The organism is Streptomyces sp. CB02261, assembly GCF_001905665.1.
Lineage (GTDB): Bacteria > Actinomycetota > Actinomycetes > Streptomycetales > Streptomycetaceae > Streptomyces.
On record NZ_LIVX01000002.1, the window covers coordinates 490,060 to 513,745 of the forward strand.

The 23,686-nt window shown below is 72.2% G+C and carries 23 protein-coding genes; 10 read left to right on the top strand and 13 right to left on the bottom strand.

The annotated features are described in order from the left end of the window. Positions 1 to 208: 208 nt before the first annotated feature. Positions 209 to 1,906, top strand: a complete 1,698-nt coding sequence (locus AMK29_RS07720; protein WP_073809531.1) for an ABC-F family ATP-binding cassette domain-containing protein — start codon at positions 209 to 211, stop codon at positions 1,904 to 1,906. Here the strand turns inward: AMK29_RS07720 and AMK29_RS07725 are convergent. Both AMK29_RS07725 and AMK29_RS07730 read right to left on the bottom strand, forming a co-directional pair. Beyond that, entirely contained in the window at positions 1,889 to 2,248 is a 360-nt protein-coding gene (locus tag AMK29_RS07725) for a DUF1330 domain-containing protein (RefSeq protein ID WP_073809534.1), read from the bottom strand. The genes AMK29_RS07720 and AMK29_RS07725 overlap by 18 nt on opposite strands. A gap of 102 nt (positions 2,249 to 2,350) precedes the next feature. Continuing rightward, positions 2,351 to 3,403 (bottom strand): NAD(P)-dependent alcohol dehydrogenase, encoded by a 1,053-nt coding sequence (locus AMK29_RS07730; protein ID WP_073809536.1) that lies wholly within the window; start codon positions 3,401 to 3,403, stop codon positions 2,351 to 2,353. Positions 3,404 to 3,532: 129 nt separating this feature from the next. Here AMK29_RS07730 and AMK29_RS07735 point away from each other — a divergent pair, with 129 nt between their 5' ends. Then, on the top strand, positions 3,533 to 4,399 hold the full coding sequence (locus tag AMK29_RS07735; RefSeq protein WP_073809540.1) for a helix-turn-helix domain-containing protein: 867 nt from the start codon (positions 3,533 to 3,535) through the stop codon (positions 4,397 to 4,399). Between the two features lie 75 nt (positions 4,400 to 4,474). Here AMK29_RS07735 and AMK29_RS07740 read toward each other — a convergent pair whose 3' ends face one another. Continuing rightward, positions 4,475 to 5,746: a L,D-transpeptidase gene (locus AMK29_RS07740; protein ID WP_073809544.1), complete on the bottom strand. Its 1,272-nt coding sequence runs from the start codon at positions 5,744 to 5,746 to the stop codon at positions 4,475 to 4,477. 214 nt (positions 5,747 to 5,960) lie between these two features. After that, positions 5,961 to 6,305: a hypothetical protein gene (locus AMK29_RS07745; protein WP_073809549.1), complete on the bottom strand. Its 345-nt coding sequence runs from the start codon at positions 6,303 to 6,305 to the stop codon at positions 5,961 to 5,963. Positions 6,306 to 6,415: 110 nt separating this feature from the next. Between AMK29_RS07745 and AMK29_RS07750 the strand changes: the two genes are divergently transcribed. Next, the gene (locus tag AMK29_RS07750; protein ID WP_073809553.1) at positions 6,416 to 6,685 is read left to right on the top strand and encodes a hypothetical protein; all 270 of its coding nucleotides are present in this window, start codon (positions 6,416 to 6,418) and stop codon (positions 6,683 to 6,685) included. A 36-nt stretch (positions 6,686 to 6,721) separates the two neighbouring features. Here the strand turns inward: AMK29_RS07750 and hutH are convergent, their stop codons facing one another. The 5 genes from hutH to AMK29_RS07775 all read right to left on the bottom strand — a co-directional run bounded on the left by hutH (position 6,722) and on the right by AMK29_RS07775 (position 12,733). After that, positions 6,722 to 8,263 (bottom strand): histidine ammonia-lyase, encoded by a 1,542-nt coding sequence (gene hutH / locus AMK29_RS07755; protein WP_073809558.1) that lies wholly within the window; start codon positions 8,261 to 8,263, stop codon positions 6,722 to 6,724. Between the two features lie 173 nt (positions 8,264 to 8,436). After that, complete coding sequence (locus tag AMK29_RS07760) at positions 8,437 to 9,588, bottom strand: GGDEF domain-containing protein (RefSeq protein WP_073809561.1); 1,152 nt, start codon at positions 9,586 to 9,588, stop codon at positions 8,437 to 8,439. Between the two features lie 125 nt (positions 9,589 to 9,713). Then, entirely contained in the window at positions 9,714 to 10,511 is a 798-nt protein-coding gene (locus tag AMK29_RS07765; RefSeq protein ID WP_073809566.1) for an enoyl-CoA hydratase/isomerase family protein, read from the bottom strand. 64 nt (positions 10,512 to 10,575) lie between these two features. Then, positions 10,576 to 11,715: an adenylate/guanylate cyclase domain-containing protein gene (locus tag AMK29_RS07770; RefSeq protein ID WP_073809569.1), complete on the bottom strand. Its 1,140-nt coding sequence runs from the start codon at positions 11,713 to 11,715 to the stop codon at positions 10,576 to 10,578. Positions 11,716 to 11,887: 172 nt separating this feature from the next. Beyond that, entirely contained in the window at positions 11,888 to 12,733 is an 846-nt protein-coding gene (locus AMK29_RS07775; protein WP_073809573.1) for a biotin--[acetyl-CoA-carboxylase] ligase, read from the bottom strand. Positions 12,734 to 12,867: 134 nt separating this feature from the next. On the opposite strand from AMK29_RS07775, the gene AMK29_RS07780 reads away from it, so the two are divergent. Together AMK29_RS07780 and AMK29_RS07785 are read left to right on the top strand one after the other, a co-directional pair. Then, complete coding sequence (locus AMK29_RS07780) at positions 12,868 to 14,460, top strand: acyl-CoA carboxylase subunit beta (RefSeq protein WP_073809578.1); 1,593 nt, start codon at positions 12,868 to 12,870, stop codon at positions 14,458 to 14,460. A gap of 32 nt (positions 14,461 to 14,492) precedes the next feature. Beyond that, positions 14,493 to 14,705, top strand: a complete 213-nt coding sequence (locus AMK29_RS07785) for an acyl-CoA carboxylase subunit epsilon (RefSeq protein WP_073809582.1) — start codon at positions 14,493 to 14,495, stop codon at positions 14,703 to 14,705. 66 nt (positions 14,706 to 14,771) lie between these two features. On the opposite strand, the gene AMK29_RS07790 is transcribed toward AMK29_RS07785, so the two are convergent. Further along, complete coding sequence (locus AMK29_RS07790) at positions 14,772 to 16,136, bottom strand: MFS transporter (protein WP_073809586.1); 1,365 nt, start codon at positions 16,134 to 16,136, stop codon at positions 14,772 to 14,774. 70 nt (positions 16,137 to 16,206) lie between these two features. Between AMK29_RS07790 and AMK29_RS07795 the strand changes: the two genes are divergently transcribed. From AMK29_RS07795 to AMK29_RS07800, 3 genes are all read left to right on the top strand, one after another. Next, the gene (locus AMK29_RS07795) at positions 16,207 to 16,860 is read left to right on the top strand and encodes a TetR/AcrR family transcriptional regulator (protein ID WP_073809588.1); all 654 of its coding nucleotides are present in this window, start codon (positions 16,207 to 16,209) and stop codon (positions 16,858 to 16,860) included. Positions 16,861 to 16,931: 71 nt separating this feature from the next. Beyond that, positions 16,932 to 17,060, top strand: a complete 129-nt coding sequence (gene mmpB / locus AMK29_RS37595; RefSeq protein ID WP_260461877.1) for a morphogenic membrane protein MmpB — start codon at positions 16,932 to 16,934, stop codon at positions 17,058 to 17,060. A gap of 75 nt (positions 17,061 to 17,135) precedes the next feature. Next, complete coding sequence (locus tag AMK29_RS07800; protein WP_073809591.1) at positions 17,136 to 17,741, top strand: nucleoside triphosphate pyrophosphatase; 606 nt, start codon at positions 17,136 to 17,138, stop codon at positions 17,739 to 17,741. 30 nt (positions 17,742 to 17,771) lie between these two features. On the opposite strand, the gene AMK29_RS07805 is transcribed toward AMK29_RS07800, so the two are convergent. Further along, positions 17,772 to 18,209, bottom strand: coding sequence for a hypothetical protein (locus AMK29_RS07805; protein ID WP_443334054.1), 438 nt, complete (start codon positions 18,207 to 18,209; stop codon positions 17,772 to 17,774). Positions 18,210 to 18,582: 373 nt separating this feature from the next. Between AMK29_RS07805 and AMK29_RS07810 the strand changes: the two genes are divergently transcribed. Both AMK29_RS07810 and AMK29_RS07815 read left to right on the top strand, forming a co-directional pair. Next, a complete protein-coding gene (locus tag AMK29_RS07810; RefSeq protein WP_073809599.1) occupies positions 18,583 to 20,337 on the top strand; it encodes an acetyl/propionyl/methylcrotonyl-CoA carboxylase subunit alpha in 1,755 nt (584 codons plus the stop codon). 79 nt (positions 20,338 to 20,416) lie between these two features. Continuing rightward, a complete protein-coding gene (locus AMK29_RS07815) occupies positions 20,417 to 20,965 on the top strand; it encodes a TetR/AcrR family transcriptional regulator (RefSeq protein ID WP_073809603.1) in 549 nt (182 codons plus the stop codon). A 59-nt stretch (positions 20,966 to 21,024) separates the two neighbouring features. On the opposite strand, the gene AMK29_RS07820 is transcribed toward AMK29_RS07815, so the two are convergent. Next, positions 21,025 to 21,942 (bottom strand): DeoR/GlpR family DNA-binding transcription regulator, encoded by a 918-nt coding sequence (locus AMK29_RS07820; protein WP_107422540.1) that lies wholly within the window; start codon positions 21,940 to 21,942, stop codon positions 21,025 to 21,027. Between the two features lie 237 nt (positions 21,943 to 22,179). Next, the gene (locus AMK29_RS07825) at positions 22,180 to 23,619 is read right to left on the bottom strand and encodes an NAD(P)H-quinone dehydrogenase (protein ID WP_073809612.1); all 1,440 of its coding nucleotides are present in this window, start codon (positions 23,617 to 23,619) and stop codon (positions 22,180 to 22,182) included. Positions 23,620 to 23,686 lie beyond the last annotated feature (67 nt).

A 23,686-nucleotide genomic window follows, 5' to 3' on the forward strand; every position in this document is an offset into this window, starting at 1 on the left:
AGGGGCCCGTCCCCGGGCGGAAAACCGATCGCCCGGGACGGGCCCCGTCCTTACACTCGACGGCATGTTGGGTGCGTTCCACTTCTTTCTCTGATTCCGGCCGCGAACACGGTCCGACCCGCTGATCCGGCGCCCTCGGGGTGCGGCGGCGGTGGTCCCGGTGTTCCTTCTCCCGGCCCGAACGCACCCGACCTCAGGGAAAGATCCCATGCGCGACCGCGCCCAGTTGACGTTGAACGACGTCTCGAAGTCCTTCGGGGACCGCTCCGTCCTCGAACAGCTCACCCTCACCGTCCGCCCCGGCGAGAAGGCCGCCGTCATCGGTGAGAACGGCTCCGGCAAGTCCACGCTGCTGCGGCTCCTGGCCGGGGTGGAAGCGGCCGACGGCGGGGAGGTGACCGTCCGGTTCCCCGGCGGTGTCGCGCATCTCGCCCAGACGCTCGCGGAGACGTTCGGTGTCGGCCCCGAACACACCGTGCGGGACACCGTCGACGCGGCTCTCGCCGAACTCCGCGCCTTGGAGAGCGCGTTGCGGGCGTCCGAGCAGTCGCTCGGCTCCGCGACGCCCGCGGAACTCCTCGCGTACGGGGAGCTGGCCGCCCGTTTCGAGGAGCGCGGCGGCTATCAGGCCGACGCCCGGGTGGACGCGGCCCTGCACGGGCTCGGCCTCGGTCGGGTGCCGTACGAGCGCCGGGTCGGCACCCTGTCGGGCGGGGAGCAGTCACGGCTCGCCCTCGCCCTCGTCCTCGCCTCCGGCGCCGAGCTGCTGCTCCTCGACGAACCGACGAACCACCTCGACCGGGAGGCCGTCGCGTGGCTGACGGAGCGGCTGCGGGCCCATCGGGGCACGGTCGTCGCGGTCACCCACGACCGGGCGTTCCTGGAGGGGATGGCGACGACGATCCTGGAGGTCGATCGGGACGCCCGCTCGGTGACCCGGTACGGCGACGGCTGGTCCGGCTACCGCGCGGCGAAGGCGGCGGCGCGCCGCGGTCTGGTGCGGGCGCACGAGGAGTGGCGGGAGGAGCTGGCCCGTACGGAGGAGTTGGTGGCGCGGGCCGGGCAGCGGCTCACGGGGTCCGGAAAGGACCCGGGGCAGGGTTTCGGCAAGCACCGGCGCTCGCACGAGAACAAGCTGTCCGGGCAGGTCAGGGCGGCGCGCGTCCGCCTCGACCAGCTGCGGAGGTCGCCGGTTCCGGCCCCGCCGGAGCCCTTGCGCTTCGCGGGCCGGATGACGACGGCCGCCGCGCTTCCCGCACCGGCGGGCTCGCCGGGTGGTGCCGCCCCGGCCGGCCCCGCCGCCCTTCCCGACGGTGCCGGATCTCCCCCGTCCCCCGTTCTCGCCGAGCTCGTCGACGTCGTCGTGGGTGAGCGGCTGCGGGTCGACGGGCTCCGGGTCTCCGCCGGTGACCGGCTGCTCGTGTCCGGGCCCAACGGCGCCGGGAAGACGACCCTGCTGCGGGTGCTGGCCGGTGAGCTGCGGCCCGACAGCGGCACGGTCGTCCGGTCGGCGCGGGTGGGCTATCTGGCCCAGGAGCTGCCCGCCGTACCGTCCCCGAAGCCGCTGCTCACGGCGTACGCGGCGGGCCGCCCCGGCCTGCCCGAGGAGCACGCGGAGGAGCTGCTCGGCCTCGGGCTGTTCCGCGAGGAGGACCTGGCCGTGCCGGTGGCCCGGCTCTCGGTGGGTCAGCGGCGCCGTCTGGAGCTGGCCCGGCTGGTGACCCGGCCGGCCGATCTGCTCGTCCTGGACGAGCCGACCAACCATGTGGCGCTGTCCCTGGTGGAGGAGGTGGAGGCGGCCCTGGCCGCGTTCGGGGGCGCGGTGGTCGCGGTCTCCCACGACGAGCGCTTCCGCGCGGGCTTCGGCGGCACCCGGCTCGAACTGCGCTCAGGCCGTACGGTCTGAGGCGGCGGCGCGGAGCGCGGCGGCGGTGGTCGCCGGGTCGTAGCCCTCCGGGACCCCGTCGATCAGGAGGATGTCTCCGGCCATGTGGCGGGTGCGGAGGGGGATGAGGGCCCGGTAGGGCTCGGAGTCGTACCAGGCCCTGGCGTCCTCGTACGTGGGGAAGCCGATGATCACGAGGGCGCCGGGCCAGCTGCCCTCGCGGACCTCGCGGGCGGGGGCGCCGTGGACGAGGAAGCGGCCGCCGAAGGGGTCGAGGGTGCCCTGGATGCGCTCCATGTAGGTGAGGATCTCGTCGTCGAGCGCGGGCTTCGGGTGCAGGTTTCCGATGGCGTATGCGGTCATGGGGACAGCGTGCCGGGGCAGGCCGTCCGGGGTCGATTACCCCGGAGGTCATGCCCCGGCCGCTGCTCCGTGGCCGTCAGCCGACCCGCTGCTCCTTGGCCGTCAGATCGTCGACGTGTCGATGACGAACCGGTAGCGGACGTCGCTCGCGATGACGCGCTCGTACGCCTCGGTGATCCGGTCCGCGGAGATGACCTCGATCTCGGCGCCCAGGCCGTGCGCCGCGCAGAAGTCGAGCATCTCCTGCGTCTCGGCGATGCCGCCGATCATCGAGCCCGCGAGGGTCTTGCGGCCGCCGATGAGGGAGAAGAGGCCGACCGAGACGGGCTCCTCGGGGGCGCCGACGTTGACCAGGGCGCCGTCCGTCCTGACCAGGCTCAGGTAGGCGTCGAAGTCCAGCGGGGCCGAGACCGTGGAGATCACCAGGTCGAAGGTGCCGGCGAGCTCGGTGAAGGTCTTCGGGTCGCTGGTGGCGTAGAAGTGGTCGGCGCCGAGCTTCAGGCCGTCCTCCTGCTTGCGCAGCGACTGGCTGAGGACGGTCACCTCGGCGCCGAGCGCGTGGGCGATCTTGACGCCCATGTGGCCGAGGCCGCCGAGGCCGACGATCGCGACCTTCTTGCCGGGGCCCGCCTGCCAGTGGGCGAGCGGCGAGTAGAGGGTGATGCCGGCGCAGAGCAGCGGCGCGGCCTCGTCGAGCCCGATGCCCTCGGGGATGCGGAGGGTGTAGTTCTCGTCGACGACGATCTGGTGGGAGTAGCCGCCGTAGGTGGGCTCGCCGTTCTTGTCGAGGGCGTTGTACGTGCCGGTCATGCCCTGCGTGCAGTACTGCTCCAGGCCCTGGAGGCAGTACGCGCAGGTGCGGCAGGAGTCGACGAAGCAGCCGACGCCGACCCGGTCGCCGACCTTGTGGCGGGTGACGCCGGGGCCGACCTCCGCGACGATTCCGGCGATCTCGTGACCCGGGACCATGGGGAAGATGCCCTCGCCCCAGCCGTCGCGCGCCTGGTGGATGTCGGAGTGGCAGATGCCGGCGTACCTGATGTCGATGAGGACGTCGTGTTCGCCGACGGGCCGGCGCGGCACGGTGGTGCGTTCGAGGGGGGCGTTGGCGGCGGGGGCGGCGTAGGCGGGGACGGTGGTCACGTTCGTGGTCATGCCGTCCACGCTCCCCGAGGTGCGGGGTTTCACCCAGCCACCTGTTCTGCCTACGACCGGCGTGCCTACCACTGGCAGGGTCAGGCACGTACGTCCGGCGGTGGGCCGGGGCGGCGATAATGGTGCCGTATGGAGCCCAGTGCCGAACTCAGCGAATTCCTGCGCTCCCGGCGGGCCCGGCTGAAGCCGCAGGACGTCGGGTTGCCCGAGTACGGGCGGCACCGCCGGGTGCCGGGGCTGCGCCGGGAGGAGCTGGCGCAGCTGGCCGGGGTGTCGGTGGCGTACTACACCCGGCTCGAGCAGGGTCATGGGCGGAACGTGTCCATGGAGGTGCTGGACGCCATCGCGCGCGCCCTGCGGCTGAGCGACACCGAGCGGGCCCATCTGACGCATCTGGCGAAGCCGACGGTGAAGAAGCGGCAGCGGGCGGCGATCGCGCGCCCCCAGCGGGTGCGGGCGTCGCTGACGCAGCTCCTCGACTCGATGGACGGGGTGCCCGCCTTCGTCCTGGGGCGCCGGCTGGACATCCTGGCGTGGAACCGGATGGCCCGGGCCCTGCTGGGTGACTTCGCCGCCTGGGAGCCGGCCGAGCGGAACATGCCCCGGATGGTCTTCCTGGATCCGAACGCGCGCGATCTGTACGTCGACTGGGAGCACAAGGCGGTCGAGGTCGTCAGCGTGCTGCGGCTGTACGCGGGCTGCTATCCGGACGATCCGCAGCTGCTCGCGCTGGTGGGTGAGCTGTCCGTGCGGAGCGAGGAGTTCCGCTCGTTGTGGGCGGCGCACACGGTGACCGACAAGGGGCACGGCACGAAGCGGCTGCGGCACCCGCTGGTGGGCGAGCTGACGCTGTCGTACGAGTCGCTGAAGGTGGCGGGGGACGATCCGGACCTGGTGCTCGTGACGTACCACGCGGAGCCGGGGACGGCGTCGGCGGACGCGCTGCGGCTCCTCGCGGGGTGGGGCGTGGACGAGACGGTGGACGTACGCGAGTAGGAAACGAAACGGCAGAGGCCCCCTCCCGGTGCGGGAGGGGGCCTCTGCGCCACGTGCGCGGTGTGCGGGACCGGATCAGGCCTCCGAGCCGGCCTTCCAGGCCGACCAGCTCATGTTCCAGCCGTTGAGGCCGTTGTCGGGGGCGATCGTCTTGTCCTTGGAGTTCTTGACGATCACGACGTCACCGACGATCGAGTGGTCGTAGAGCCAGGCGGCCTGCTGGTTCGGGTCGCCGGCGCCCTTGACGTCGTTGAGGCCCACGCAGCCGTGGCTGGTGTTGGCGGAGCCGAAGATCGAGTCCGGGCCCCAGTAGTTGCCGTGGATGAAGGTGCCCGAGGTGGACAGGCGCATGGCGTGCGGCACGTCCTTGATGTCGTACTCGCCCTTGCCGTCGTCGTCCGTGAAGCCGACGGTGGCGCCGTTCATCCGGGTCTCCTTGAACTTCTCGGAGATCACCATCTGACCGTTGTAGGTCGGGTTCTCCGGGGAGCCGGCGGAGATCGGGATGGTCTTGATCGTCTTGCCGTCCTGGGTGACCGTCATGGTCTTGGTGGCGACGTCGACGGTCGAGACCTGGTTGCGGCCGATCTTGAAGGTGACGGTCTTCTGCTGGACGCCGAAGACACCGTCGGCGCCCTCGACGCCGTCGAGGTCGAGCTTGAGGGTGACGGTCGAGCCCTCGGCCCAGTACTTCTCGGGGCGGAAGTCGATGCGCTGGGAGTTGAACCAGTGCCCGACGACCTCCTGACCGGAGCTGGAGGTGACGGTGATGCCGCCCTGGACGGCCTTCTTGTCGGTGATCGCCTTGTTGAAGTTGATCGAGACCGGCATGCCGACGCCGACGGTCGAGCCGTCCTCGGGCGTGAAGTTGCCGATGAAGCTGTTCGCCTTGGAGACGGTGGTGAACGAGGAGTTCTCGTGCGCCTCCAGGCCCTCCGCGTCCGCGGCGGTGGCCGTGATCTTGTAGACCGTGGCCCGCTCCAGCTGCTCGCTCGGCTTCCAGCTGAGGCCGTCGGCCGCTATCTCGCCCTTGACCTCGGTGCCGTCGGCGGAGGTCATGGTGACCTCGGTGAGCTTGCCGTCGGTGACGGTGACCTTGGCGTCGTTGTTGATGGACGCGTTCTGCGTACCGCTCTTGGGCGCGATGGTGATCTGCGCCTTCGAGGACTTGGCCGCCTCCGCCGCCTCGTCGACCTGGGCCTGAGACGTTGGTGTCGCGGATCCGGAAGCGCTGCCGCCCTTGTCGCCGTCGTCGCACGCCGAGAGCACCATTACACCGCTGAGCACCGCGGCCGCGACCGCCAGGCTCGTGCGGCGCTTGCCGTCCGTCATCACACGCATCTCCATCGTCGCCGATTCCCTGCCAACACTTACCTGAATACCCATGACACCCCGTCCGGTTCCGGAACCGGACGGTATGTGGGGAACGCCACTGATCGACACGCACCGTCGGCGCGTCCGGTTCCCGGGACCGGACGAAAGGCCCCGGGACGGTGTCCCGGGGCCTTCGATCAGGGCGCTTCCCGGTGTTCGGCCCGGACGCCGCCCACCGGTCCTCGCGCTACGACCGGTCGTCGTCGTCCTCTTCCTCCGCCCCATCCTCCTCGCCGAGGTCCCACTCCAGTGCGTCGGGGTCGTACTCGACCTCCTCGCTGCTCCAGGAGGCCTGGACCATCTCGATGCCGGGGACGTCGCGGATCAGGTCGAAGGGCTCGACGAGGTAGGCGAGGGCCTCGGCGCTGTCCTCGCGCACGGCGGCGCGGGCGGGCACCCGCTCCTCCTCCGGCATGAACTCGTCGGCGTCGATCCGGCCCTCGGCGGCCTCGGCCAGTTCCGCGGGGCCGTCGATCTCCAGAACCACATCGACGCGAAGGCGTACATAGCGTGCTGTCTCAGAAGTGCTCATGATCCGGAGCGTAGGGGCCGCGGGCCCTCGGCTTTCCCACGACCCGCTGTGTTCATTAGCATCGGCGCACCGACCAATTCGCGGTTTCCGCAAGGGGGATCGAAATTTCCGTGTCCGCCGCCCGACGCCCACTGCTGACCGCGACCGCCGCGGGGACGCTGCTGTGTGCCCTGTGGTTCGTACCGTCCGCGAACGCCACCGACGAGCCGGGCGGGGTACGCGTCGGCGTGACCCTGGACGGGGCCGGATCGGGCGACGGACACCTGGCGGACACCGGCGGCCGGGACACCGTGCCGTACCTGCTGGGCGGCACGGGCATCCTGGGGGTCGGCGCGGGTTTCGTGGCGCTGGCGATGAGACGCCAGGGCCGCGCGTCCTGAGAGGGCGCGGGCCCCTGGTGGGGGCCCGCGCACGCGTCAGGCCAGCGGGCCGGTGACCGGCTCCACCGCGGCGAGCAGCCGCCCTTCGCGCACGAAGGTGTCGGCGGCGGCCAGGTCGGGGGCGAGGAACCGGTCGGGGCCGGGACCCTCGACGCCGGCCGCGCGCAGGGCGTCGATGGCCGCCCGGGAGGCGGGGGCGGGGGTGAGGCCCGTGCGGAGCTCGATGCCCCGGGTCGCGGCGTACAGCTCGACGGCGATGATCCGGTTGAGGTTGCCGACAGCGGTGCGCAGCTTGCGGGCGGCGGACCAACCCATGGAGACGTGGTCCTCCTGCATCGCGGAGGAGGGGATGGAGTCGGCGGAGGCCGGGACGGCGAGCCGCTTCATCTCGCTGACGAGGGCGGCCTGCGTGTACTGGGCGATCATCAGGCCGGAGTCGACGCCGGCGTCCTCGGCGAGGAACGGCGGCAGGCCGTGCGAGCGGTTCTTGTCGAGGAGCCGGTCGGTGCGGCGCTCGGCGATGGAGCCGAGGTCGGCGGCGGCGATGGCGAGGAAGTCGAGGACGTACGCGACGGGGGCGCCGTGGAAGTTGCCGTTGGAGGCGACGCGGCCGTCGGGCAGGACGACGGGGTTGTCGACGGCGGCGGCCAGTTCCCGCTCGGCGACGAGCCGGGCGTGGGCCATGGTGTCGCGGCCGGCGCCGGCGACCTGCGGGGCGCAGCGCACCGAGTAGGCGTCCTGGACGCGGGGGGCCTCGCCGCTCTGGAAGTGACCGGTGAGCTCGGAGCCCTTGAGCACGGCCAGCATGTTGGCGGCGGAGGCGGCCTGGCCGGGGTGGGGGCGGATGGCGTGCAGTTCGGGTTCGAGGACCTTCTCGGTGCCGAGGAGGGCTTCGAGGGAGAGCGCGGCGGTGATGTCGGCCGACTTGTAGAGGGTGTCGAGGTCGGCGAGGGCCATGATCAGCATGCCGAGCATGCCGTCGGTGCCGTTGAGGAGGGCGAGGCCCTCCTTCTCCTTGAGCTCGACGGGCGCGATGCCGTGGGCGGCGAGCAGCTCGCCGGCGGGCTTCACGACGCCGTCGGGGCCTTCGGCGTCTCCCTCGCCCATGAGGGCCAGGGCGCAGTGGGAGAGCGGGGCGAGGTCGCCGGAGCAGCCGAGGGAGCCGTACTCGTGCACGACCGGGGTGATGCCGGCGTTGAGGACGTCGGCCATGGTCTGCGCGACCTCGGGGCGGACGCCGGTGTGACCGGACGCGAGGGTCTTCAGGCGCAGGAACATCAGGGCGCGTACGACCTCGCGCTCGACGCGCGGGCCCATGCCGGCGGCGTGCGAGCGGACGATGTTCCGCTGGAGCTGGGCGCGGAGCTCGTGGCCGATGTGCCGGGTGGCGAGCGCGCCGAAGCCGGTGGAGACCCCGTAGACGGGCTCGGGCTTGGCGGCGAGCGCGTCGATGACGCCCCGGGCGGCGGCCAGCGCCTGCACGGCCTCGGTCGACAGCTCGACGCGGGCGCCGTGACGGGCGACGTCGATGACGTCCTGCGGGGTCGTGCCGGACGTGCCGAGGACGACTGTCTGCATATCCATATTCAGCACCCTACGGATTGAAGACCGACCTGTCACTAGCTGACTTCGTCACCGTCCCGCCGGGCGACGGACCCTTACCCCTCCGATGATCACCCACGGACGCCCGGCACCCGGGCACCCGCCGTCCCGGCCCGTCGCCGGCGGGGCCCCGGGCGCCGCTCGCCGTCTCAGGGAGCCGGCGGCAGCGCTTCCGGCGGCGGCTCCGGGAGCGGCGGCGCGTCCCGGAAGCGGCGGCGGTCCCGGGCGCCGGGAGGGGCGTCGGCGAGCCGGACCACCGTGCCGTCGCGGCCCGCCACCACCGGCTTCGCCGAGCGGGCGGCCTTGGCCTGGTACTGGGCCGCGTCGGCGAGCCGGAAGAGCCGGCGGGCCGACCTGAGCGGGCCGATGGGGTCTCCCGTGGACGCGACCCCGCAGGCCACGCCCTCCCCCAGCTCCAGTTCCGCCGCCCTTACGCAGAGCTCCTCGGCGACCGCGACCACCTCGTCCGCCGTCGGGCCGACCGTGAGCAGGCAGAACTCGTCGCCGCCGAGGCGGGCCGCGAGGGCGCCGTGGAGCTTGGCGCCGCAGCGGGAGAGGACGGAGCCGAAGCGTTCCAGGAGCCGGTCCCCGACCGCGTGGCCATGGGTGTCGTTGACGCGCTTGAGGCCGTTGAGGTCGCAGACCATCAGGCTGACGACGGAACCGTCCGCCCGGTAGCGCTCGATGGCCTCGTCCAGACGGGTGTCGACGGCCCGGCGGTTGGCGAGACCGGTGAGGGGGTCGGTGAAGGCCAGCTTGCGCACCTCCTCCAGGCGCTCGGCCTGGGCGATGCCCGCCGCGACGACCGCCGAGAGCACGGTCGCGAAGTCGGCGTCGGCCCGGGTGAAAGGTTTCACCTCCGGTGGACGGGCCACGTACAGCTCGCCCCACGCCCGGCCGTGCAGCACGATCGGCGCGACCACGCAGCAGCCCCGGCCCCGCTTGCGCAGGCCCGTCACCCGGCCCGTCGGCAGCGGGTCGCGGGCGGTCTCCACCCAGGCGTCCGGCTCCCCGCCGCGCGCCCACCTGGCGTGCAGGAACTCGGTGATCTCGGGGAACTGGTGGACCGGATACGTCTCCGAGTCCGGGAACTCCTCCTCCCCCACGGCCCGCTCCCCCGCGTTCACCAGGACCTTGAGGCGGCCGTGGTCCCGCTGCCAGACCGACAGGGCGGCGAAGCTCCCGTCGAGCCCGTCGCAGGACCCGAGCGCCGCCGCCCGCCAGAACTCGCGTGGAGTGTGCGCCGCCGCCATCCCCTGCGCCAGCGCCACCACGGCCCGCAACCGCCCGTCCTCACCCATTTCTCCAGCTTAGGGACGTTTCTACCGTTTTCCCTTTCGAGACGTCACCGTCCGTGACATTTGGTACAGAACCGAAGGGTACGGAACGGCAAGGTCCGGAGCGGAAGGGTACGGAACCGGTGGGATCACTCACCCGGCCAGTTCGGCTTCCGCTTCTCGTTGAAGGCCGCCACGCCCTCCGCCCGGTCCCCCGAGAACGCCACCGAGCGCCAGGCCGCGTCCTCGACCTCCAGGCCAGCCCGCAGGTCGAGGCCCTGGCCGAGCCGCATCGCCTTCTTCGCCGCGCGCAGCCCGACCGGCGAGTTCGCCGCGATCCGCCCCGCGAGCTCCAGGGCGGCCGTCCGCGCGTCGTCCTCCAGGAGGTCGACGAGGCCCAGCGCGCGGGCCTCCGCCGCCTCCACCCGCCGGGCCGTGAAGACCAGCTCGGCGGCGCGCGCCGCGCCCACCCGGCGCGGGAGCAGCTGCGTACCGCCGCCGCCGGGGATGACGCCCACGGACACCTCGGGGAGGCCGACCACGGCGGTGGCGTCGGCCACGATCACGTCGCAGGCGAGCGCCAGCTCGAAGCCGCCGCCGAGGGCGAAGCCGTGCACGGCGGCGATCGTCGGCATGGGGAGTTCGAGGACGCCGGTGTAGGCGGCGCGGGCGGTCGGCCGCTGGCGGACCAGCTCGGCGTCGGTGAAGGAGTTGCGCTCCTTGAGGTCGGCGCCGACGCAGAAGGCGCGGTCGTTGGAGGAGGTGAGGACGGTGACGCGGACCGAGGGGTCGGCGGCGAGCGCGTCACAGGCGGCCCCGAGGGAGCGGGCCATCTCGGAGGAGACGGCGTTCATCGCCTTGGGCCGGTCGAGCACCAGCTCGGCGACGTGACCCTCGCCCCCGTCCTTCCGGACCACCACGAACTCACCGAAGCGCTGCTCGGACATGACCGCACACCCTCCCGACCAAGACCTGCCCGTTAACGGCTGTTAACAGGCGTCGGCCCTGATCCTAGGTCGGGCGGCGGGTCAGGAGCCAGGGTTCGATGACGCCGAGGCCCCGGACCGGGCGCTGCCACATCGGCTGGAGCGCGAAACGGTACGTGGCGGGCTTGCGCCCCTCCTTCTCGGCGTGGGCCGCCTGCTCCGCGGCCTCCGCCTCCGAGACGGGCGCCTCGCCGGTCCTGGACAGCTCCTCCGCGAGCGCGCCGTCGACGAGGACGGCGTCCTTCGGGGCTATCGAGGTCAGCCGGCTGGCCAGGTTCACGGTGGTGCCGAAGACGTCGCCCATCCGGGTCGTCACGGTGCCGAAGGCGATGCCGACGCGCAGCGCGGGCATCGTCTCGTCGTGGCCGAGGGTCTCGATCAGGCGCAGCGCGATCTCGGCGGCCGTGCCGGCGTCGTCGGCGGCGTACAGCACCTCGTCGCCGAGGGTCTTGATGAGCCGGCCGCCGTGCGCGGCGACGAGGTCGGCGCAGGTCGTCTCGAAGGCCTCGACCAGTTCGCCGAGCTCCTCCTCCTCCAGGCGCCGGGTGAGCCGGGTGAAGCCGACGAGGTCCGCGAAGCCGACGGCGAGCCGCCGGTCGACCATCTCCTCGTCGTCGGCGGCCTGCACGACCCGGCCGGTGGCGGCGGCGAGCTGCCGCCGCCAGACGTAGATCAGGAACTCCTCCAGCTCGGGGAGGAGCAGTTCGACCAGGGGGTACGTGACCTCCGTGCGGGTCATGCCGGGCTCGGGCGGCTCGGTGAGGCCCTCCAGGAAGGAGTCGATCTGCCACTCGGCGAGCCGGGCGGTGGTCTGCCCGGTGGAACGGGCGACCTGCACGGCCATCGGCTCGCTGAGCAGCCCGGCCTCGACGAGACCGGCGAGCCGCCGCAGCGCGAGGACGTCGGCCTCGGTGAGGGCCTTGGCCTGGCCGATGTCGGCGAAGCCCATGGCGCGCCAGAAGCGGGAGGCGAGTTCCATGGAGACGCCGGCGGTGCGGGCGGCCTGGAACGGGGTGTAGCGGCGGTCGGCGCCGAGGATGAGCTGTTCGAGGCGGATGGCGAGCGGGTCGTCGGTCGGCTCGACCGTGTGGTCGACCTCGTGATGGGGGGTGGGGTACGTGGGAGGCTCGGGCGTGCCGCCCGAGTTCTCGTCGTCGACGGTCACCGGCCGCCTCCTGCCCGTTCCCTGCCCACTTGCCCTGCCGATCTGTCGCCTGGATCGCGGTCCACGATACGGCAGGTGTGGGCTGGCTCACGCGCCGACGGCCTGCGGCGTCCGTTCTCGGACGTGGTGGTGCGGGCGCTCCCGGTGGTCGGCCCGGGGGCCCGCACCCGGGTCAGCTCCGCAGGTGGACGATGTCGCCCGCGCCCACGGCCTCCGTGCCGCCGCCCTCCGTGGCCACGACCAGGCGGCCGTCGCCGTCCAGGGCCACCGCCTCGCCCTCCAGCATGCGTTCGCCGGGGAGGTCGGCCCTGACCCGGCGGCCGAGGGTGGCGCAGCCGGCCGCGTAGGCCGCCTGGAGGCCGGAGGCCTCGGGGTCGCCGTCGGCCCGTACCCAGTCGCCGTACCACTGCTCGAAGGACCGCAGGACGGCCCGCAGCAGGGTGTCGCGGTCGGTGGAGACCGCGTCGGCGAGGAGGAGGGAGCCGGCGCCGGGGACGGGCAGCTCGTCCTCACGGAGGGTGACGTTGAGGCCGAGGCCGATGACGACGGCGTCCGTGCCGGCGCGTTCGGCGAGGATGCCGCCGGTCTTGCGTTCCTCGCCGCCGACGGAAACCAGCAGGTCGTTGGGCCACTTGAGCGACATGTCGACGCCGGCGGACTTCGCGAGGCCGGTCGCGGCGGCCACGCCGGTGAGCAGCGGCAGCCAGCCCCAGCGGTGGACGGGCACGTCCGGCTTGAGGAGGACGGAGACGAAGAGGCCGGAGCGGGCGGGCGCGGTCCAGCTGCGGTCGAGGCGGCCGCGGCCCGAGGTCTGCTCCTCGGCGACGAGCACGGCGCCCCCGGGCAGCTCGTCGGCGCGGGCGGCGAGGTCGCTGTTGGTGGATCCGGTGGTCGGGACCACGTCGAGCGAGGTCCACAGGCCGTCGGGGAGGACGAGTGCGCGGCGCAGCGCGGCGGTGTTCAGCGGGGGCCGGTCGAGGTCGGACCAGGGTCCGCCGGAGCCTTGGGAGGACGTCATGCAAGCCAGACTAGGTGTGGCAAAGACCGCAGTGCCGAACCGTATCGGCGTCGATACGCTACGCCTCAGTAGCTGAGCAGTAGCCCATTCGTAGTCAACGAACCCCCCGTGACCAGGCAGGGAGCCGCATCCCGATGTCCGAGCCGGCAGAGCAGTACGAGATCGACATTCACACGACCGCAGGCAAGATCGCGGACCTCAAGCGCCGTATCGACGAGGCCACCCATGCCGGCTCGGAGCGTGCGGTGGAGAAGCAGCACGCGAAGGGCAAGCTGACCGCGCGCGAACGGATCGCCCTCCTCCTCGACGAGGGCTCCTTCGTCGAGCTGGACGAGCTGGCCCGGCACCGGTCGACGAACTTCGGCCTGGAGAAGAACCGCCCGTACGGCGACGGTGTCGTCACCGGCTACGGCACGGTCGACGGGCGTCCGGTGGCCGTGTTCTCGCAGGACTTCACGGTCTTCGGCGGTGCGCTCGGCGAGACGTACGGCCAGAAGATCATCAAGGTGATGGACTTCGCGCTGAAGACGGGCTGCCCGGTCGTCGGCATCAACGACTCCGGCGGCGCCCGCATCCAGGAGGGCGTGAGCGCGCTCGGCATGTACGGCGAGATCTTCCGCCGCAACACCCACGCCTCCGGTGTGATCCCGCAGATCTCGCTGGTCGTGGGCCCGTGCGCGGGCGGTGCGGTGTACTCGCCCGCGATCACCGACTTCACGGTGATGGTGGACCAGACCTCGCACATGTTCATCACGGGTCCCGACGTCATCAAGACGGTGACCGGTGAGGACGTGGGCTTCGAGGAGCTGGGCGGCGCCCGGACGCACAACGCGACCTCGGGCGTGGCGCACCACATGGCGGGGGACGAGAAGGACGCCATCGAGTACGTGAAGTCCCTGCTGTCCTACCTTCCGTCGAACAACCTCTCGGAGGCGCCGGCGTTCCCTGAGGTCGCGGACACCGAGGTGTCGGACGAGGACCGGGAGCTGGACACGCTGATCCCGGACTCGGCGAACCAGCCGTACGACATGCACCGGGTCATCGAGCACGTCCTGGACGACGGCGAGTTCCTGGAGACGCAGGCGCTGTTCGCGCCGAACATCGTGACCGGTTTCGGCCGGGTGGAGGGCTTCCCCGTCGGCGTGGTGGCGAACCAGCCGATGCAGTTCGCGGGCTGCCTGGACATCGACGCCTCCGAGAAGGCGGCGCGGTTCGTCCGCACCTGCGACGCGTTCAACATCCCGGTCCTGACCTTCGTGGACGTGCCGGGCTTCCTGCCGGGCGTGGACCAGGAGTACGGCGGCATCATCCGGCGCGGCGCGAAGCTGATCTACGCCTACGCGGAGGCCACCGTCCCGCTGATCACGGTCATCACGCGGAAGGCCTTCGGCGGCGCGTACGACGTCATGGGCTCCAAGCACCTGGGCGCGGACCTGAACCTGGCGTGGCCGACGGCGCAGATCGCGGTCATGGGCGCGCAGGGCGCGGTCAACATCCTGCACCGCCGCACCATCGCCGAGGCGGAGGACCAGGAGTCGGAGCGGGCGCGGCTGATCCGCGAGTACGAGGACACCCTGCTCAACCCGTACACGGCGGCCGAGCGCGGCTACATCGACGGCGTGATCCTGCCCTCGGACACCCGCCCGCAGATCGTGAAGGGCCTGCGTCAGCTGCGGACGAAGCGAGAATCCCTGCCTCCGAAGAAGCACGGCAACATCCCGCTCTAGGCCTCCCCGGACCGGACCTGCAAGGAGTCGACATGATCAAGGTCGTACGAGGAAACCCGACCCCGGAGGAGTTGGCCGCCGCACTGGCGGTGGTTCAGGCACGGGCCGCGGCGACGGCGGCGGCGTCCGCCGGGAGCGGCGGCCCGGTGGTCCCGGAGGGCTGGTCGGACCCGTCCCGCATCGCGCGCGCGGTGCGGCACCGGCCGGGCCCGCGGGCCTGGGCGAGGTCGTACTGGCCCGTGTAGTCCTCGCACGGTGAGAGACCGGGCCCCCTGGACGGGGGTCCGGCCTCTCGCATGCCCCGGCACCGGTCACGTACGGCGGAGGAAGAGGCCGGACAGGACGGCTCCGGCGGCGACGATCGCGGCGTTGACGAGGACGGCGAGGCCGATGCCGTCGAGCAGCACGGGGCTGGTGACGACGACGGCGCTCATGATCGGGGTGCCCATGGTGATGCCGATCTGCTGGGTCATGGTCGCGAGCCCGGTCGCCGTGCCCTGCTCGTGGTCCGGGATGCCGGAGGTGGCGGTGACCATGAAGCCGACGATGGCGAGCATGTTGCCGACGCCGCCCGCGAAGGTGGCGGCGAGCAGCAGCCAGAGGCTGCCCCGGTCGTCGCCGAGCCCGTACAGGGCGAGGGTCGCGACGGCCTGGAGGAGCCCGCCGGCGACGAGCGCGGTGCGGGCGCCGTGGCGGCCGATGAAGCGGGACGCGAGCACCCCGCCGAGGACCGTGCCGGCGCCGAGGACGCCGAAGGACAGTCCGGCGGCGAGCGGGGAGAAGCCCAGGACGTCCTGGAGGTAGAGCGTCATCAGGAAGACCAGCGAGGTCTCGGTCACGAAGGCGACGAGCCCGGCGACGTTGCCCCAGACGACGGTGCGGCGGGTGAGGATCCGCACCGGCACGAGGGGCGAGGCGGACCGCCGCTCCACGAACCAGAAGGCGACGAGCAGGGCTACCCCGGCGACCAGGGCCAGGGGCTCGGTGGTCAGTCCGTAGACGAGGGCGAGGAGTCCGGCGGTGACGGTGATCGCGCCGGGGACGTCGAGGCGGGGGCGGACGGCCGGGCGGCTCTCCTTCAGGACGACGGGGGCGACGAGGAGGACGGCGAGGACCACCGGCACGTTGACGAGGAAGGCCCAGCGCCAGGAGAGCAGGTCGGTGAGGACGCCGCCGAGGATCGCGCCGGTGGTGAATCCGGCGGACATCAGGGCGCCGTTGAGGCCGAGCGCGCGGGCGCGCAGGGGGCCTTCGGGGAAGGAGGAGGTGAGCAGGGAGAGCCCGGCGGGGGTGACGGCGGCGGTGGCGAGGCCCTGCGCGACACGGGCGGCCATCAGCGTCTCGGGGCCCGTGGCGAGGCCGCCGACGAGGGAGGAGACGCCGAGGAGGGCCATGCCGCCGAGGAAGAGGCGGCGGCGCCCGACGAGGTCGGCGACGCGCCCGAAGAGCAGGGTGAAGCCGGCGGCGGCGAGGGCGAAGGCGGTGGCGATCCACTGGAGGCCGCCGAGCGTGAAGCCCAGGCCCTCGCCGATGACGGGCAGGGCGACGTTCAGGATCGAGAAGTCCACGGCCAGCATGAACTGGGCCAGGAGGAGGACGACGAGGACGAGCCGCATCCGGCCGGTCATCCGGGTGTCGAGGTGGTCCACGGGCTTGGGGAGATCCAGGGCAACCATGCGTACGACCCCTTAATGGGAGACTGGTTCCGTTAAGATGTCCCGTACCGTAGCAGAGTCGATGGAGCTAATGGAACAGGAGACCCGTTTGACCGAGAGCCAGCCGGCCTCGCCCGGCACCCCGGCCTCCCCCGGCACCCTGCGCCCCGGCGGCCGCACCGCGAAGGTCCGCAGAGCCGTCCTCGACGCCACCCAGGACGCCCTCGCCGAGAGCGGCTTCCACGCCCTGAACATGGACCGGATCGCGGCGGCCGCCGGCGTCGGCAAGACCACCGTGTACCGCCGCTGGGGCTCCCCCGTCGGCCTCGTCACCGACCTCCTGCACGACATGGCCGAGCAGTCCCTGCCCGCCTCCGACACCGGCTGCCTCACCGGCGACCTGCGGGCCAACGCCGAACTCGTCCGGGACACCCTCACCGACCCCCGGATGGGCGCCGTCTTCCGCGCGGTCATCGCCGCGGGCGCCTGCGACGAGGGGTGCGCCCGCGCCCTCGCCGACTTCTACCGGACCCGGCTCGCCGAATGGGCCCCCGTCGTCGCCCGGGGCGAGGCGCGCGGCGAGATCCCCGCCGGCACCGACCCGGTCGAGCTGCTCCGCGCCGTCTCCGCCCCGCTCTACTACCGCTTCACCGTCACCCGGGAGGAGCTGACCGCGGCCGTGGTGGAACGGGCGGTCTCCGCGGCGCTCGCGGCGGCGCGGGACGGGGTGTTCCTCCGCGAATAGTCCTTCCGCACGGGGGCGCCTGAGTATCCGTACTCAGGCGCCCCACCGGCCCCGGCCGCAGGATCGGAGGCATGTTGTGGTCCGACCCGGAGAACGAGCCGCCGAAGTTCATGCGCGACATGCAGGCGATGCTCCGCCGCGCGGGCGTGCTGCTCGCCCTGGCGATGGTGGTGGGCATGTTCGCGGTCAGCGCCCGCTAGCGGGCGCGCCGCCGATCATGCCCGGCCCGATCGGGATGACACCGCGCGGAGCCGCCCACTGGCTACGCTGCCCCCATGACTGCTGATCCGCGCCGTGTCGTGCTCGCCTCCGCCTCCCCCGCCCGCCTGGGACTGCTCCGTCAGGCCGGCCTCTCCCCCGAGGTGATCGTGAGCGGGGTCGACGAGGACAAGGTGCACGCCCCGACCCCGGCGGAGCTCGCGCTCACCCTCGCGGAGGCGAAGGCCGCCCATGTGGCCGCGCGGCCCGAGGCGTTCGGCGCCCTGGTCATCGGCTGCGACTCCGTCCTGGAACTCGACAAGCAGGCCCTCGGCAAGCCCGCCGACGCCGAGGAGGCCACGGCCCGCTGGAAGGCGATGCGGGGCCGGGTCGGCATCCTCCAGACCGGTCACTGCGTGTACGACACGACCGCCAAGCGCTTCGAGTCGGCGACGGCCTCCACCGTGGTCCGCTTCGGCGAGCCGACGGACGAGGAGATCGCCGCGTACGTGGCGAGCGGTGAACCGCTGCACGTGGCGGGCGCGTTCACCCTGGATGGGCGCTCGGCGCCGTTCATCGACGGCATCGACGGCGACCCGGGCAATGTGATCGGCCTGTCCCTGCCGCTGCTGCGCAGGCTCCTCGCGAAGCTGGACGTACGGATCACCGACCTCTGGACCTGAGGCCCCGCTCCGGACCTGAGGCCCCGTGACCTACGCGGCCGCCGGGGCCCCTTCGCGGGGCTCGGCGGCCTTGTCGTGGCCCTCGCCGTACGCCACCAGGGTGAGCACGATCAGGCCGAGGACGACCACCAGGAAGGCGAACGACGGCCAGCCGAGGAGCCCCACCGCCACCGCGGCGAGGACCCCGTGCACGACCGCGCAGCCGATGAGCAGGCCCCGGCCCGCCCGTCCGGGCCGGCGGTCGCGGACGCCCGCGAGGAGGGCGACCAGGGCGCAGAGGGCGAGGGCGATCCCGGAGACGATGCCGAGCACCCAGGTGCCGGTGTACATGGCGCCGGGGTCCATGCCGTCGAGCGACATCGACTGGGCCTTGACGAACCGGGCCATCACGGCGTTGATGACGACGATCCCGGGCGCTTCGAGGAGCAGCACCGCCGCCGTCACGAGAGCTATCGGTCTGCGGGCCACCTCGGCCACCCCCTGCATTCGCCTGTTACCGACAGTACGATCGACTGCGCGAAGGCTACTGGCCGGTAAACCTCTGGACAAGAGTGCGGACACGGCGGGCGGCGGCGGACGGCTCGGCAAAGAATCACCGGGCCATTCGTAGGGACCCGACAAAGAAACCCGAATGGCGACTGGCCGCATGAACAGAGACCTGCGCCACACCTCGGAGCTACTGTGCCGTAAAGGAACCCTGCGTACCGTGGTGCGACAAGGGAATTCACGACCCGAGCAGGCCCGGGGTCACGCTCCGTGTGGGCAAGTTCACCACTGGGGACGGGTCGAAAGGCCGTGTCGGCAGTCCCTAAACTCAGCTTGTTTCAAGGAGGGAGCCATCGTGCGCAAGGTGCTCATCGCCAACCGTGGCGAAATCGCTGTCCGTGTGGCCCGGGCGTGCCGGGACGCGGGTATCGGCAGCGTGGCCGTGTACGCCGAGCCGGACCGGGACGCCCTGCACGTCCGGGCGGCTGACGAGGCGTTCGCTCTGGGCGGTGACACCCCGGCGACCAGCTACCTGGACATGGCGAAGGTCCTCCAGGCGGCCAAGGACTCGGGTGCGGACGCGGTCCACCCCGGCTACGGCTTCCTGTCGGAGAACGCCGAGTTCGCGCAGGCCGTCCTGGACGCCGGCCTGACGTGGATCGGCCCGCCGCCGCAGGCCATCCGCGACCTGGGTGACAAGGTGGCGGCGCGTCACATCGCGCAGCGCGCCGGCGCCCCGCTGGTCGCGGGCACGCCGGACCCGGTCTCGGGTGCGGACGAGGTCGTGGCCTTCGCCAAGGAGCACGGTCTGCCGATCGCGATCAAGGCCGCCTTCGGTGGCGGCGGCCGTGGCCTGAAGGTCGCCCGGACGCTGGAGGAGGTCCCGGAGCTGTACGACTCCGCCGTCCGTGAGGCCGTCGCGGCCTTCGGCCGGGGCGAGTGCTTCGTCGAGCGGTACCTGGACAAGCCGCGTCACGTCGAGACGCAGTGCCTGGCCGACTCCCACGGCAACGTGGTCGTGGTCTCCACCCGTGACTGCTCGCTGCAGCGCCGGCACCAGAAGCTGGTCGAGGAGGCCCCCGCGCCGTTCCTGACCGCCGAGCAGAACGCCCAGCTGTACGCGGCGTCGAAGGCGATCCTGAAGGAGGCCGGCTACGTCGGCGCCGGCACGGTCGAGTTCCTCGTCGGCGTGGACGGCACGATCTCCTTCCTGGAGGTCAACACCCGCCTCCAGGTCGAGCACCCGGTGACCGAGGAGGTCACGGGCCTGGACCTGGTCCGCGAGATGTTCCGCATCGCGGACGGCGAGGAGCTCGGGTACGGCGACCCGGAGATCCGGGGTCACTCGTTCGAGTTCCGTATCAACGGCGAGGACCCGGGCCGCGGCTTCCTGCCCGCCCCCGGCACCGTCACCCTCTTCGCCCCGCCGTCGGGCCCCGGTGTCCGCCTGGACGCGGGCGTGGAGTCCGGCAGCGTCATCGGCCCGGCCTGGGACTCGCTCCTGGCCAAGCTGATCGTCACCGGCGCCACCCGTGAGCAGGCCCTGCAGCGCGCCGCGCGTGCGCTGGAGGAGTTCAAGGTCGAGGGCATGGCCACCGCCATCCCCTTCCACCAGGCCGTCGTGGTCGACCCCGACTTCACCGCCGACCCGTTCCGGGTCCACACCCGGTGGATCGAGACGGAGTTCGTCAACGAGATCAAGCCGTTCGCCCCGGCCGGCGCCGACGCCGACGAGGACGAGGCGGGCCGCGAGACCATCGTCGTCGAGGTCGGCGGCAAGCGTCTCGAGGTCTCCCTGCCGTCCTCGCTCGGCATGACCCTGGCCCGCACGGGCCTGGCGGCCGGTGCGAAGCCGAAGCGCCGCGCGGCCAAGAAGTCCGGCCCCGCCGCCTCCGGTGACACCCTCGCCTCCCCGATGCAGGGCACGATCGTGAAGATCGCGGTCGAGGAGGGCCAGGAGGTCAAGGAGGGCGACCTCATCGTCGTCCTGGAGGCCATGAAGATGGAGCAGCCGCTGAACGCGCACCGCTCCGGCACCGTCAAGGGCCTGACCGCCGAGGTCGGCGCGTCGGTCACCTCCGGCGCCGCCATCTGCGACATCAAGGACTGACGGTCGCACCGAGTACGGTACGAAGGGCCCGCAGGCAGCCGCCTGCGGGCCCTTCGTCGAGGGGAGGCACTGCCACACCATGCGAGCCGACGCACGCCGCAACCACGAGCGACTGCTCATCGAGGCCCGTGGCACCTTCGCCGAACTGGGCGCCGACGCCTCCCTGGAGGAGATCGCGCGCCGCGCGGGCGTGGGGATCGGCACCCTCTACCGCCACTTCCCCACCCGGGCCGAGCTGCTGAACGCCGTGTTCCAGGAAGCCCTGGCGGAACTCCTGCGCCGCTCCGGGGAACTGGCCGAGACCGAGGAGCCGTGCCGGGCCCTCGTGGAGTGGCTGCGGGCCCTGGTCGCGCACGCGGGCGAGTACCGGGGGCTCGCGCACGCGCTGATGTCCGCCTCGTACGACCGGAGTTCGGCCCTCGCCGGGTGCAGCGAACCGCTGCGCGCGGCGGGTGAGCGACTGCTGGAGCGCGCCCGGGAGGCGGGGCAGGTGCGCGCCGACGTGTCGATCGGCGATCTGATGCAGCTGACCAACGCGATCGCGCTGGCGGCGGAACAGTGCCCGGAAGACCGCGAGTTGGCGGACCGTCTGCTCGCGCTGACGCTGCGCGGCATCAAGAAGGGCTGACGGCGTCCGGTCCGGGTCGGGCGGCGTGGGACCCCTGGGGGAAGGTCCCTCGGACCGGCTCAGCGGCGGCGCATGTCCGCGACGCGTGCCGTGCGCTCCAGGGTCTCGGCGGCCATCCCTCCGCCCGGTCCCCTGAACTGACCGGCCGCCATCCGTCCGCGCTGGACCGGGAGCGGCATGTCACGGCGCGGCCGGGCGCCCGGGGGGAGCTGGTCGCCGCCGGTGGCTGCGCCCGTACCGGCGACGGCGATCTGGACGCCCTGGTCGGCGAGGGCCTGGAGCTCGGTGGCGGCCCGGTCGTCGTGGGCGGGCGGCTCGTCGGTCACCAGGCGGGTGATGACGTCCGTGGGCACCGTCTGGAACATGGTGTCGGCGCCCAGCTTGGTGTGGTCGGCGAGGACCACGACCTCCGCGGCCGCCTGGACGAGAGCCCGGTCCACGCTCGCGGAGAGCATGTTGGACGTGGACAGGCCGCGCTCGGCGGTCAGCCCGCTCCCGGAGAGGAAGGCGCGGGAGACCCTGAGTCCCTGGAGCGACTGCTCGGCCCCGCTGCCCACCAGGGCGTAGTTGGAGCCGCGCAGGGTGCCGCCGGTCATGACGACCTCGACCCGGTTGGCGTGGGCGAGGGCCTGGGCGACGAGCAGGGAGTTGGTGACCACGGTCAGACCGGGCACGCGGGCGAGCCGGCGGGCCAGCTCCTGCGTGGTCGTCCCGGCGCCGACGACGATGGCCTCGCCTTCTTCGACGAGGCTCGCGGCGACGTCGGCGATGGCCGTCTTCTCCGCGGCCGCGAGATGGGATTTCTGCGGGAAGCCGGATTCTCGCGTGAATCCGCCCGGCAACACCGCACCGCCGTGCCGGCGGTCGAGGAGTCCTTCTGCCTCGAGGGCCCGTACGTCTCTCCGTACGGTCACCTCAGAGGTCTGGACGACGCGGGCGAGCTCGCGGAGCGACACGGCCCCATTGGCTCGCACCATTTCGAGGATCAACTGGCGACGTTCTGCAGCGAACACGAAACTGACAGTAACGTGACCGGGCGATAGTTTTCAGCACTATGCGGCGAATTGCAGAAGATGCCCACAGACGGGACCTCCAAGTGATATAGGAGGCCCCGCCGTTGATCGGCTTCCGGCCGGGTCTATGCCCTGCCTTGCCGGGGGTTGTCCGGGTCGGCGAACCGTTCCCGCAGGCGGGAGCGGTGCCGGTACGGAGCGTTACGCCTCGCCCGCGGACTTCCGGGTGTGCAACTGCCGTGCCACTTCCGCGATCGAACCCGACAGGGAGGGGTACACGGTGAATGCATTTGCGATCTGTTCGACGGTCAGATTGTTGTCGACCGCGATCGAGATCGGATGGATCAGTTCGCTCGCCTTCGGGGCGACCACGCAGCCGCCGACCACGATGCCGGTGCCCGGACGGCAGAAGATCTTCACGAAGCCGTCCCGGATGCCCTGCATCTTCGCGCGCGGGTTGCGCAGCAGCGGCAGCTTGACGACCTTGGCGTCGATCTTGCCCGCGTCCACGTCGGCCTGGGTGTAGCCGACGGTGGCGATCTCCGGGTCGGTGAAGACGTTCGACGAGACCGTCTTCAGGTTGAGCGGGGCCACCGCGTCGCCGAGGAAGTGGTACATCGCGATACGGCCCTGCATGGCGGCCACCGAGGCCAGCGCGAAGACACCGGTGACGTCACCGGCCGCGTACACGCCGGGGGCGCTCGTACGGGAGACCTTGTCCGTCCAGATGTGACCGGAGTCCTTCAGCCTGACCCCCGCCTCCTCCAGACCCATTCCGGCCGAGTTCGGGATCGCGCCGACCGCCATGAGGCAGTGCGAGCCGGAGATGACCCGGCCGTCGGCGAGGGTGACCTCGACCCGGTCGCCGACGCGCTTGGCGGACTCGGCGCGGGAGCGGGCCATGACGTTCATGCCGCGACGCCGGAAGACATCCTCCAGGACGGCCGCCGCGTCCGGGTCCTCGCCGGGCAGCACCCGGTCGCGGGAGGAGACCAGGGTGACCCGGGAGCCGAGCGCCTGGTAGGCGCCGGCGAACTCGGCGCCGGTGACGCCGGAGCCGACCACGATGAGCTCCTCGGGGAGCTCCTTGAGGTCGTAGACCTGGGTCCAGTTCAGGATGCGCTCGCCGTCCGGCTTGGCGTCCGGGACCTCGCGCGGGTGGCCGCCCGTCGCGATGAGCACGGCGTCCGCGGTCAGCGTCTCCTCGGTGCCGTCGGCGGCGGTGACGATCACCTGGCGGGAGCCGTCCATCGCCTGCCGGCCGGAGAGCCTGCCGCGGCCGCGCAGCACCCGGGCGCCCGCCCGGGTGACGGAGGCGGTGATGTCGTGCGACTGGGCGAGCGCGAGGCGCTTCACCCGTCGGTTGACCTTGCCGAGGTCCACGCCCACGACCCGGGCGGCCTGCTCCACGTGCGGGGTGTCGTCCGCGACGATGATGCCGAGTTCCTCGTAGGAGGAGTCGAAGGTGGTCATCACCTCCGCCGTGGCGATCAGCGTCTTGGAGGGGACGCAGTCGGTCAGGACGGACGCGCCGCCGAGGCCGTCGCAGTCGACGACGGTCACCTCCGCGCCGAGTTGGGCGCCCACCAGGGCCGCCTCGTATCCGCCGGGTCCGCCGCCGATGATCACGATCCGGGTCACTGGGATCTACGCCTCGCGCTCTCGTTCTGCTGCCGGGGGGTCCCCCGCTGGGATGCAGTGCGTACGC